9 protein-coding genes are annotated in these 11,922 nt (G+C 63.1%); 1 reads left to right on the top strand and 8 read right to left on the bottom strand.

Features of this window, described 5'->3' with window-relative positions:
* Window positions 1–12: 12 nt before the first annotated feature.
* From HMPREF3162_RS04080 to HMPREF3162_RS04060, 5 genes are all read right to left on the bottom strand, one after another.
* Entirely contained in the window at window positions 13–438 is a 426-nt protein-coding gene (locus HMPREF3162_RS04080; RefSeq protein WP_070575290.1) for a cytidine deaminase, read from the bottom strand.
* A 65-nt stretch (window positions 439–503) separates the two neighbouring features.
* The gene (locus tag HMPREF3162_RS04075; RefSeq protein WP_070574541.1) at window positions 504–1,778 is read right to left on the bottom strand and encodes an ABC transporter permease; all 1,275 of its coding nucleotides are present in this window, start codon (window positions 1,776–1,778) and stop codon (window positions 504–506) included.
* Window positions 1,775–3,106, bottom strand: a complete 1,332-nt coding sequence (locus tag HMPREF3162_RS04070; protein WP_070776985.1) for an ABC transporter permease — start codon at window positions 3,104–3,106, stop codon at window positions 1,775–1,777. The genes HMPREF3162_RS04075 and HMPREF3162_RS04070 overlap by 4 nt, the downstream gene beginning before the upstream one ends.
* Window positions 3,103–4,677, bottom strand: coding sequence for an ABC transporter ATP-binding protein (locus HMPREF3162_RS04065; protein WP_070574545.1), 1,575 nt, complete (start codon window positions 4,675–4,677; stop codon window positions 3,103–3,105). The genes HMPREF3162_RS04070 and HMPREF3162_RS04065 overlap by 4 nt, the downstream gene beginning before the upstream one ends.
* A 126-nt stretch (window positions 4,678–4,803) precedes the next feature.
* Window positions 4,804–5,886 carry a BMP family lipoprotein gene (locus HMPREF3162_RS04060; protein WP_070574547.1) on the bottom strand — a complete coding sequence of 361 codons (1,083 nt, stop codon included), beginning with the start codon at window positions 5,884–5,886 and terminating at the stop codon, window positions 4,804–4,806.
* A 382-nt stretch (window positions 5,887–6,268) separates the two neighbouring features.
* Between HMPREF3162_RS04060 and HMPREF3162_RS04055 the strand changes: the two genes are divergently transcribed.
* Window positions 6,269–6,799, top strand: a complete 531-nt coding sequence (locus HMPREF3162_RS04055; protein WP_070574549.1) for a MarR family winged helix-turn-helix transcriptional regulator — start codon at window positions 6,269–6,271, stop codon at window positions 6,797–6,799.
* A 41-nt stretch (window positions 6,800–6,840) separates the two neighbouring features.
* Here the strand turns inward: HMPREF3162_RS04055 and HMPREF3162_RS04050 are convergent, their stop codons facing one another.
* From HMPREF3162_RS04050 to HMPREF3162_RS04040, 3 genes are all read right to left on the bottom strand, one after another.
* Window positions 6,841–8,889 (bottom strand): MMPL family transporter, encoded by a 2,049-nt coding sequence (locus tag HMPREF3162_RS04050; protein WP_070776984.1) that lies wholly within the window; start codon window positions 8,887–8,889, stop codon window positions 6,841–6,843.
* A 111-nt stretch (window positions 8,890–9,000) separates the two neighbouring features.
* Window positions 9,001–10,809 carry an ABC-F family ATP-binding cassette domain-containing protein gene (locus HMPREF3162_RS04045; protein WP_070574553.1) on the bottom strand — a complete coding sequence of 603 codons (1,809 nt, stop codon included), beginning with the start codon at window positions 10,807–10,809 and terminating at the stop codon, window positions 9,001–9,003.
* A gap of 158 nt (window positions 10,810–10,967) precedes the next feature.
* On the bottom strand, window positions 10,968–11,876 hold the full coding sequence (locus HMPREF3162_RS04040) for a 4-(cytidine 5'-diphospho)-2-C-methyl-D-erythritol kinase (RefSeq protein WP_070776983.1): 909 nt from the start codon (window positions 11,874–11,876) through the stop codon (window positions 10,968–10,970).
* Between the last annotated feature and the right edge of the window lie 46 nt (window positions 11,877–11,922).

Below are 11,922 nucleotides of genomic sequence, written 5' to 3'. Positions count from 1 at the left end.
GTCACACACTCCTCATGGTTGCGGTTGGGTGGTCTGCTGTTTCAGGTGGTCGGGCCCGAACGCTTCGGGCAGCACGGTAGACAGCGGCTGGATGCCGCTGGGCATGTCCAGCAGGAGGTCAGGTCCGCCGAATTCGTAGAGCAGCTGGCGGCATCGCCCACACGGGACAAGCTTGCTGCCCTGGCCGTCGCTGCAGCTGAAGGCGACGAGCTTGCCTCCCCCGGTTGCCGCCAGCTGCGATACGAGTCCGCACTCGGCGCACAGGCCGAGCCCGTAGGAGGCGTTCTCGACGTTGCATCCGGTGATCACCCGGCCGTCGTCCACGAGCGCTGCCACCCCGACCGGGTAGCCGGAGTACGGCGCGTAGGCTCGCCGCATGGCTTGGCGGGCCTGTTTTCGCAGGTCCTCCCACACGCGCTCGTCCACGCTGCCCGGCATGCTGTCGGCCTGCCGGCTGTCGCTCTTTTCTGACGAGGCGCCGCTTGGCTGATCGGGCATGTGCATCACTGCTTGGAGTAGGGTACGCCTTCGGCCGCCGGTGCGCGCACTTTGCCCACGAATCCGGCGACGGCGAAGATCGTGACGATGTACGGCAGCATGAGCAGCAGGTCCGGCGGGATCGGCGAGCCAATGGCCGAAAGCGAATTGCCGAGGTTCTTCGCGAACCCGAACAGCAGCGCAGCCATGAGCGCGCCGCGGGGGTTCCATTTGCCGAGGATCATGGCGGCCAGGGCAATGTATCCCTGTCCGGCTGTCATTTCCTTGCCGAAGGCAAGACCCGAACCGACGGTGAAGAACGCTCCGCCCAGACCGGCAATTGCACCGGCCATGATGGTGTTGAGCACGCGGCCGCGGTTGACGTTGATGCCGACGGTGTCAGCTGCCCGCGGGTGTTCGCCGATTGCGCGCAGGCGCAGGCCCCACTTGGAGTTGAACAGCGCAATCTGCAGAACCGCCACGAGGATGTACATGAGGTACACGAGGATGTTCTGGTTGAACAGCACCGGCCCGATGATCGGAATGTCCGACAGGACCGGCACGGGCAGTGCCGGAAGGCGCATGGAGCGGTTCCACTGTTCGGGGTTGTCCGACAGGACGGTTGAGAAGAAGAAGCTGGTCAGACCAATCACGAGGACGTTGAGGACGACACCGATGATGATCTGGTCGACCCAGTAGCGCACCGCGAAGAACACGAGGACAATCGCCACGAGCACGCCGCCGATGGGTGCGGCGACAAGGCCCGCGTAGGGGCTGCCCACGAGCGAGGCGACGACTGCGGCAACAAAAGCACCGGCCAGCAGCTGGCCTTCAATTGCGATGTTGATGATGCCCGCGCGTTCGCCCACCAGACCGCACATTGCGCCGAAGATCAGCGGAACCGACAGTGCAAGAGCACCGGCGAGCAGAGCGGTTGCGGGGATGACGCCTGATCCGGCGCCGGACCACGCGAGGAACGCAATGACGAACAGCACGCCGACGGCCACGGGAAGCCAGTTGCCGATTGTGATGCGCTTGAGCTGACCCCAGAAGGACAGTCCCGCAAGCACTGCCAGCAGCAGTCCCATCACAATGCCGGTGGTTTTGGCATCGACGGTGATGTTCGGAATGTGGAAGAAGTCGCCCTGCTGGCCCAGCTGGAAGGTTGCGTTTCGACCGCCTTCGGCGGCCAGGCCGAAGGCCGCCAGTGCGATGAAGGCGAGGACGCCGTAGACAACCGGGAACTTCCAGTCCCTCGGTGCGAGCTTCTGGGCGCTGTGAACGCTGGTCTGTGTGCTCATCGTTCCTCCCCGCCGTTAGCAGCGGCTGCGGTCGTCGGTGCGGCGTCTGCCGCTTCTGTGCTTTCGGCTTTCGCGCCGGTCGAGTCTGCTGTTTCAGCACCTGTCGAGGTGCCGGTCGACTTCACGTCTTCACGGCGCTTTTCGATGGGCTCCGGCAGGCGGAAGATTGCCCTGACTAGCGGGGGTGCCGCAATCAGGAGCACGATGATCGACTGCACGACGAGCACGATGTCAATCGGCGTGCCGGTTTGGGCCTGCATGAGGTAGCCGCCGGCTTTGAAACCGCCGAACAGAATCCCGGCGAAGAACACTCCGATCGGGCGCGAACGGCCCAGAAGAGCCACCGTGATGGCGTCGAAGCCGATCGTTCCGGCGATGCCGCCGCCGACGTTGCCCTCTGTGGCGAGCACCTGGTTGGCGCCGCCGGCACCTGCCAGCGCACCCGCTACCGCCATGACGACGATCGTCACCTTCGACACGGAAATGCCGGCGGTGCGCGCCGCGGCCGGGTTCTGTCCGACCATGCGCATTTCGAATCCGATGGTGGATCGCTCAAGCAGCCACCAGATGATCGCGGTGGCCAGTATGGCGATCACAAAGCCGATGTGCAGGCGGAACGGGTCCGGCAGGATCTTGAAGAAGTGCGCGGTCGAGTCGATATTGGCCGTCAGCGGGATCGAACCGGACTTGTGCTTGTACCACTCCTGTTTGAGCAGATAGGACATGAGGTACAGCGCGATCGAGTTGAGCATGATCGTCACGATCACTTCGTTCGCACCGGTCTTGGCTTTCAGCACACCGGCAATCGAAGCCCAGATGGCGCCTGCGAGCATACCGCCGAGAAGTGCCACGAGCATGTGGAGGACAGCCGGCAGGTGCAGCGCGTAGCCGAGGTATCCGCCGATGACGGCTCCGAGGATGACCTGGCCCTGACCGCCGATGTTGAACAGACCCGAGCGGAAGGCCAGCGCGATGCCCAGTGCGGTGAGGATCAGCGGGGTTCCCGACACCAGCGATTCGGTCAGCGGGCGCACAGAGCGCACAAAGGAATTCGCGTTCCAGTCGAACACGGCACCCCGGAAGAGAGCTGAATAGGCTTCGAGAACCGAGTGGAAAGCGTAGTAGAAGAAGTCGCCCGGCCGGGCGAAGATGTAGCCTGCGGCCCGCTGGACGTCGGCGTCGGCCAGGATGATGAGCACGGCTCCTGCGACGAGCGCAATGACGATCGCCAGAACCGACACCAGCCAGCTGCCCGACAGCAGTCCGCGGATGATGCTCTGGCGCGCACTGCCTCGATCAGCGCTGGCGGCAGTGGTCTTCTGATTCATACGATGTCCTCCTGGGCTGCCTGGCTGACCTCTGTCACGGCCGAACCGTCGGCAACGCGGGCGTTGGCTTCTTCTTCGGGCACACCGGCCATCATGAGGCCCAGAACGTCACGCGATGTGCCGCCGGGCACGGTGCCGATGATCTGTCCGCGGTACATCACGGCGATCCTGTCGGCAAGGTTGAGCACTTCGTCGAGTTCTGTTGAGACGATAAGGCACGGAGTTCCGCTGTCGCGCTCTTCGATGATCCGCTTGTGGACGAACTCGATGGATCCGACGTCCAGGCCGCGGGTGGGCTGACTGGCCACGAGCAGACGCAGATCGCGTCCCATTTCGCGCGACAGAACAACTTTCTGCTGGTTGCCGCCCGAAAGCGTGGAGATTTGGTCCTGCACTGATCCGCAGCGGATGTCGAACTGCTCGACCTTTTCCAATGCGGCTGAGCGAATGGCCGACGGATTCAGCGCCAGTCCGTTGGCGTAGGGCTTCTGGTCGTACCAGTCGAGGATCATGTTCTCTTCAATCGAGAACCCTGCCACGATCCCGTCTGTTGAGCGGTCCTCGGGGACGAACCCGATGCCCTTGTTGAGTCTGGCCTTAATCGACGAGGCTTCGAGGTTCACGCCGTCAAGTTCGATCGTTCCGGCAGCCGGGGCCTCCAGACCGATGATCGCTTCGGCAAGTTCTGTCTGGCCGTTGCCGTCAACGCCTGCGATCGCAAGGATTTCGCCGCGGCGCACGTCGAGGGACACCTGGTTGAGCGCCGGCAGGTTGTTCTTGTCGAGCACCGTCAGGTCTGTGACCTTGAGTGCGACATCGCCGGGTTCGGCGGGCGTCTTGTCAGACTTGAGGTTGACTTCGCGGCCGACCATGGCCGAGGCGAGTTCCGCCTCTGAAGACTCCGGGCTGACTTCGCCGACGACCTTGCCGCGGCGGATGACCGTGATGGAGTCTGCAACGGCGCGGACTTCGCGCAGTTTGTGGGTGATGAACACGATCGATGTGCCGCGCTCTTTGAGCTGGCGCATGATTTCGATGAGTTCGTCGGTTTCGTGCGGGGTGAGCACCGCGGTCGGTTCGTCGAGGATGAGCACCTGAGCATCACGCGACAGGGCTTTGATGATCTCGACGCGCTGCTGCACACCGACGGGAAGGTCTTCAATGTAGGCATCGGGGTCGATGTCGAAGCCGAAGCGGGCTGAGATCTCCTTGACTTTCTCCCGAGCCTGCTTGAGATCCAAAAGGCCGAGCGATTTGGTGGGCTCATAGCCCAGGGCCACAGATTCTGCGACCGTGAACACGGGAATGAGCATGAAGTGCTGGTGCACCATGCCGATGCCTGCCGCAACAGCGTCACCCGGACCCGAAAAAGACACGGGTTCGTCGTCAATGAGGATACGGCCGGCGGTGGGCTCATACAGTCCGTAGAGGACGTTCATGAGAGTTGATTTTCCTGCACCGTTCTCCCCCAGGAGCGCATGGATTTCGCCTGGTTCGACGACGAGGTCAATCGAATCGTTTGCGGTGAATTCACCGAACTTCTTCGTGATTCCCTCGAGGGTGAGTTTCACTGATTACTCCTCAATACATGTGGACAGGCGCGGTCCCGGCAGGAAGATTCTAACTGCATGAGGACAGTCGCTCTTCCATGCCGGGACCGGCGTCTCGTTTCAGAGACCTGCGCGTTCAGCGCGGGGTCACTTAGGAGCGTTCTCGGTTTCGACCTTGGTCTTGCCGTCGATGATCTCCTGCTTGATCTTTTCGACGCCGTCCTTGACGTCGTCGGAGACCTTGTCTTCGAAGTCGTGGAACGGAGCGATCGACACGCCTTCGTTCTTCAGATCGCCGATGTAGGGCTCACCGGTGAAGTTGTCTTCCGAAGCTTCCTTGGCGCTGTCGTAGACGGCGTTGGACATCTCCTTGAGCACCGAGGTCAGCATGAGGTCGCCGTACTCGGTGGTTTCGTAGCCGTCAGCGTCAACCCACACGAGCGAAACATCGCCGTGCTTCTTAGCCGATTCAGCCGCACCGAGGCCCACCGGCCCTGCAACGGGCATCACGATGTCAGCACCCTGCGAAATGAACTGGTCTGTCAGAGCCTGACCCTGACCCTGGTCGGAGAAGTTTCCGACGAAGGAGCCCTTCTGCTTGGCTTTGTCCCAGCCGAGCAGTTCGACCTTGCCGTCGTGGTCCTTGTTGTAGCGGTCCACACCGTCGGCAAAGCCGTCCATGAAGATAGACACGGACGGAATCTGCATGCCGCCGAAGGTGGCGACTTTGCCGCTCTTGGTGGTGCCTGCGGCAACGTAGCCTGCAAGGTATGCGGCTTCAGCGGTGTTGAACACCAGCGGCTTGGCGTTGTCGTACTCGACGGTTTCGCCGTTTTCGTCAGAGAAGTAGGAGTCGACGAGCGCGTATTCGATGTCGCTGTTCTGCTTGGCGGACTTGCCGAGTTCAGCGGCGAGGTTGAAGCCCACGCCGTAGATGATGCTGCAGCCGTTCTGCACCATGGTGTCGACGTTCTGCGAGTAGTCCGACTTGTCCTTGGATTCGGCGACTGCCTCCTGCAGGCCGAAGTCCTTCACGGCGCGGTCGAAGCCGTCCTTTGACGACTGGTTGAACGACTTGTCATCCCAACCGCCTTCGTCAGAGATGATGCAGGCCTTGAAGTCAGACTTCTTGGCATCGGCGCCGCCCTCCGGGGCTTCACCGCAGGCGGAAAGAGCGAGAGCTGCGGTCGCAAAGACGGCGACGGCAGGAGCGAGAAACTTGCGCTTCACAGTCACTTCCTTAGAAAGACGCACCGAATGGGAGGACCGTCGAGACTGTGGGTGCCTATGAGCACAGCTGTCTGAACAGCCCGCGCGCAGTGCGTGCAGTGATATTACGACTCCAAGAATACTGGAAGAACACCCAGGATTTCATGAGGGGGATCACAGAGCCCTGCCCGCCGTGTTCGCTTCGGTCCGCTTGCCCAGAATGGCGGGCATCGCAGGCTTCGCGCTCGCGTGAACTTAGACACGTCCGCGTCTCGCATTTCGGAGCCTGATTCCCTGCAGTCTCGGCGTTCGCGTTGCCCCTGTCCATAAATGGGGCTGCTTGATCCCAAAGCGCGGACATCGCCAGAGGCGCGGTCGGATTTTCCCAATTAGGATGAACGCCATGCTTCCGGATTCCCTTAACCGCCTGTTCGACACCGCTGGCAAACAGCATTTTCCGTCGGACACTGAATTCAACGCGGAGCTTGCGCGCTTGGTCCATGCCAATATGGCGCAGACCAACCTCATTCGCACCGCGCAAGCACACTTCGCCCGCCGTCACGGTCTCAATCTTGTCGATTTCACCGTCCTGACTGAGATCGTCTACGCGACAGACCAGCACACGACCATCACCCCCGGCTACATCAGCGAACGCGTGGCCCTGTCGGCTTCTACCCTGACCTCTATTCTTGAGCGTCTGGTCTCCCGCGGCCTGCTGGTGCGCGAACGCGATATGACGGACAAGCGCCGGATCGCCGTCAACTACACGGCGGACGCCGCGGAGCTCATCACGAACTTCTACGGCGCAGTCGGCAAGATCTACGCCGCGGCCTTTGCAGACAGGCGAAAAGCGGCAAAGGCTCTCGACATGGCAGAGCAGCTCGAAGACGCCAACCGGTCCCTCTACGAATCTCTGCGCGACCGCATCCTCTGACACTCCGCCAACTCGCACTGCGCCCAGCGGGCACCCCGTAATCATCCGTGCGGGGTTTGGAGCCTGCTGGGCCACCACACCCTGTCGCCGATCAGGGTGAACACGGCCGGCACGATGACAGTGCGCACCAGAAGGGTGTCGATGAGCACGCCGATTCCCACAATCAGGCCCAGCTGCCCCAGGGTCACCAGCGGCAGCACACCCAGGGCGGCGAAGACGGCGGCGAGCACAATGCCCGCGCTCGTAATGACCCCGCCGGTGTGGGTGACGGCTTCGATCATGCCTTCGGCGGTTCCGCGCAGACCGGCCTCGCGGCGGGCCCTGTGAACCAAGAAGATCGTGTAGTCAATGCCGAGGGCCACAAGGAACAGGAACGCCAGAAGCGGAACCTGCAGATCCAGCGCTTCGCTTCCCAACATCAGGCGGCTGAGAACCCAGCCTGCACCAATCGCGGCAAGCGAACTGGCCGCATTGATCGCCAGCAGAACAACCGGGGCAACAGCCGAACGAGCAACGAAGATGAGCACGATGAGCGTCACCCCGAGAATCAGGGGGACGATGAGCGCGAAGTCCTGTGCATTGCCCGCGCGCGCATCGACATCCGCTGCGACCTGCCCGCCGACCAGAGCATCCGCACCGTTTATCGCACCGACGGCGTCGCGCAGCTCATCGATCTGCGCCAGACTCTTGTCCGTGCTCGGGCTGTAGCCGCTTGTCACCATGATCTTCGACAATCCGTTATGCGTGTCGATTTCACCGGCACGGACAACGCCTTCGCGGTCTTCCACCGCCGCCACGACGTCATCAGCCTTGTCTTCGTTCGCGACAATGAGGATCGGCTGGGCCTCACCGGGAGGGAAATGCTGCGACAGGGTTTCCAGACCGGCTGCCGACTCCGACTGCACCCGGAACCGATCCAGCTGGTCAAGGCCGACCTTCACACCGAACAGCCCCGATGCCATAACGGCCAGCGCGGCGATGCCCGCACCTGCTGACACAAGAGGCCGGCGGGCAACGGAAGTCGCCACGCGATGCCACACCCCACCCCGGCCCGCAGCGGCACCGCAGCGTGGAATCGAGGGCCAGAAGGCGCCTCGTCCGACTATCGCGAGCATCGGAGGCAGCACAAGAAGAACAGCAGCCAGTGCGGTCAGCAGGCCGATAGCCGAGGTGACTCCCAGGCCGTGCGTACCGGGAATGACGGCCAGCACGAGTGTCAGCAGAGACAGCACAACCGTGAGATTTGAGGCGACAATCGCACCGACCGTGTGCCGCCACGCAGCCGCAAGCGCCGCCCGGTGGTCGGCCTGGCGCAGCAGTTCCTCGCGGTAGCGCGAAATGAGCAGAAGCGCATAGTTGGTGCCCGCGCCGAATACGAGCACGCTGATGATTCCGGCATCGAACTGCAGATTCCACGCTTGGCCAGCCGCTGCTGTCAGGCGGCCCGCGAGACCATCTGCCAGGCCGACGGCAAGCAGCGGCCCCAGCCACAGAATCGGCGAGCGGTAGGTGACGATCAGCAGGACGGCGACAATCGCGATCGTCACCGCCAGCAGAGTGAAGTCCGCCCCGTCAAACGCGGCGGCGACGTCCGCACCGAGGGCAGGCCCGCCCGTGACTTCCAGCTTCAGATCGGCCGGGCCGTGCTCAGCGACGGCCTCGCGCAGCTCGCCGATGACTTCGGCATTGGCGGTGTTGGATTCGCCCGCCTGGATAGGGGCGAGGACGACCGCGGCGCGACCGTCCTCACTGAGAATAGGCTCGGATGCCTCACCGAGCGATGCTGAAGCGGTTCTGCTCAGCGCCTCAGCGAGGTCTTTCAGTTCGGTCTTCTGGCCGTCTGCGATCTTTCCGCCGTCACGCGCGGTGGCGACGATCAGCACGGACTGTTCGTCCGCGCCGGGAAATTCGTCCAGCAGCGCCTGCGCCCTCTGTGATTCGGATGCGGCAGGGGCCTGTTCGCTGGCTTCGGGCGCTTTCGCCGAACCGAAAACTCCGAACAGCACCCCCATCACCACTAGCCCGATGATGAGTGTGAACCATGACCCCCGCTTGGAGGTGATTCTGTCTGCAAAACCGTGTCGTTCCATGCTTCCAGTTCACCGAAAACACGGGGTGATCCCATCGGTTCTTCGGCTGAACCGGAGTCATACTTTCGGACGACCCCCGCACTGGGGGCGGGGTCGTGGCCGCTGGCGCAGTCAGCTGTCTTCGAGCAGATCAGACAGTTCGAGCCAGCGCTCTTCGAGCTGTTCGGCTTCTTCGCGGTGTCCCCGCAGTTCTTCGCCGAGGGCCTGCAGTCCCTCGAAGTCGGTCTGGTCGTGTTCGCCGAGCCGTTCGAGAACCTTCTCGATTTCCCCGTTGACCCGGTCGAGCCTGCGTTCGATCGCGCCGACCTCTTTGCGCTTGGCGTGCCTTTCGGCGCCGGTCAGTCCGCTGTCAGCAGAGGATGCCGAGGTGCCGCTGTCTTGGTTCCGGGCACCTCGGCTGCTGCTGTCGGCGCCGTCAAGTTCAGCGGCGAGTTTCAGGTATTCGTCGATTCCGCCGGGCACGTGGCGCAGCGTGCCGTCGAGAATTGCGTACTGCTGGTCGGTGACGCGCTCAATGAGGTAGCGGTCGTGGGATACGACGATGAGTGTGCCCGGCCAGGAGTCCATGAGGTCTTCCATGGCGGCGAGCATGTCAGCGTCAACGTCGTTGGTCGGTTCGTCCAACAGGATGACATTGGGTTCGTCCAGCAGCAGCAACAGCAGCTGAAGGCGCTTCTTCTGCCCGCCGGAGAGGTCTTCGACATAGGCCGAGAGATGTTCGCGCTGAAAGCCCAGCCGTTCCAGAAGCTGCGCCGGGGTGTGGTCTTTGCCGTCGATTTCAAAGCTCGTTTTGGTGCGGGCGAGAACTTCGCGCACACGGTCGCGGCCGATGTCGGCAAGCTGGGAAAACTGCTGGTCGAGCACCCCCAGTTTGACGGTCTTGCCGCGTTTGATCCGCCCGTCGGTCGGCTGCAGGCTGCCGGCGATCAGCCCCAGCAGCGTCGATTTTCCCGACCCGTTGCGGCCGAGGATTCCGGTGCGCTCACCGGGGGCGATCCGCCACGTGACACCCGTGAGCACATAGCCGTCCGGGTAGGCAAAGGCCACATCTTCGAGATCGACGACGTCTTTGCCCAGGCGCGACACCGCCAGCCGTTTGAGTTCAAGCGAGTCGCGTACCGGCGGAACATCGGCAATGAGCTGATTGGCCGCTTCCACGCGGAACTTCGGCTTGGATGTGCGGGCGGGGGCGCCTCGGCGCAGCCAGGCGAGCTCTTTGCGCATGAGGTTTTGGCGCTTGGCCTCTGCTGCCGCGGCCAGGCGGTCGCGTTCGACCCTCTGCAGGACATAGGCCGCGTATCCGCCCTCAAACTGGTCGACCGTGCCGTCGTGAACTTCCCACGTGTCGGTGCTGACCTCGTCGAGGAACCACCTGTCGTGGGTGACGACCAAGAGTCCCCCCGTGTTTTTGGGCCAGCGCTTGTTCAGGTGGCCGGCCAGCCAGGCAATGCCCTCAACATCCAGATGGTTGGTCGGTTCGTCGAGTGCGAGCACATCCCAGTCGTCCACCAGCAGGGCGGCGAGTGCCACGCGCCTGCGCTGCCCGCCTGAAAGTGCGGAAATCTGGCGGTCCCAGTCGAGATCGCCCACAAGACCCGCAATGATGTCGCGGATCCGAGCGTCGGAAGCCCATTCGTATTCGGGGCGGTTACCGACAATTGCGATGCCGACGGTGTCATCGGGGTTGAGGCTGTCAGTCTGGGTGAGAACTCCCACGCGCAGCCCACCGCGCTGGGTCACGCGGCCAGAATCGGGCTCCATCTGCCCGGTCAGCAGTGCCATCAGCGTCGATTTGCCGTCGCCGTTGCGGCCGACGATGCCGATCCTGTCGCCTTCGTGGACACCGATGGTGAGCGAATCGAAGACGGTCTTCGTGGGATAGTCCAGCGAAATGTCTTCGGCTCCGATCAGATGTGCCACGGTGCGTCCTTCCTGCAGTCAGTCGGCTGAGGCTCTTCAGCCGCCGTCTCAGTCTATTGGTCGTTCACGCGCCCAGCTCCACCAGGAGCACACCGGTGCAGATGAGCGCAATGCCGGCACCCATTGCCAGGGTCAGAGGCTCCGAACAGCCACGGGAATCAGTCCTCAACGAGGTGAGCTCCCGGGGCGGGTCCCGTTGTGCGCACGACATTGCGCACGGACGTGCTGGCTTCGAGAATGACAGCGAGGTCAAGGGCGTGAGTGGCATCTTCGGCGAGGAAGGCAACAGTCGGCCCGGAACCGGACACGAGCCCTCCGAGGGCTTCAGCTTCACGTCCGGTTCTCAGCACCTCGCGCAGTTGGGGCAGCATGTCGCAGGCGGCGGCTTCGAGGTCGTTGTGCAGAGCATCAGCCAACCGGTGCGGGTCACCGGCGACAAACGCTGCAACAGCCTCCCCAGCATCGACCGTCGGGCCCGGTGCGCGGCCCTCGGCTCGCATCTGGTCCAGCCGACCGTAGACCTGCGGTGTTGACAGTTCGCTCGCCGATGTTGCCAGCACCCAGTGAAACTGCGCATCAGACATGACGGTGGCGAGCTCATCGCCGCGGCCGGTGCCGATAGCCGTCCCGCCCAGGAGCGCAAAGGGCACGTCCGCCCCGAGTGCTGCCGCGGTGTCATGAAGCAGCTGTGGATCGTCCAGGCCGATGCGCGCCGCATAGGCGACAAGCGCTGCTGCGGCATCGGCAGAACCGCCTCCCATTCCACCTGCGACCGGCACGTTCTTGTCGATTGCGATGTCAACCGCAATGTGGGTGTCCGTCGCCCGGGCGAGCGCGTTCACTGCTTTTCGGGCCAGGTTCCGCTCGTCACAGGGAATGGATGACGATGCGTAGGGGCCAGCCACCGTCACCTTCGGGTTGGCGGGGTCGTCAGCTTCTGTCAGTGCGATGGTTTCGCGCACGTTGAGGGCGTGGAAGACGGTGACGAGGTCGTGATAGCCGTCATCGCCTGGTTCGCCGACGCCGAGCATGGCGTTGACTTTGCCGTGAGCGGTGGCCCGAATCATGTGGCTCCTCTGATTGTTTGGGTCCACACTATCGGCTGATGAGCGT

Source organism: Brevibacterium sp. HMSC07C04 (assembly GCF_001815905.1).
GTDB lineage: Bacteria > Actinomycetota > Actinomycetes > Actinomycetales > Brevibacteriaceae > Brevibacterium.
This window is presented reverse-complemented; position numbering and strand designations above follow the sequence as displayed.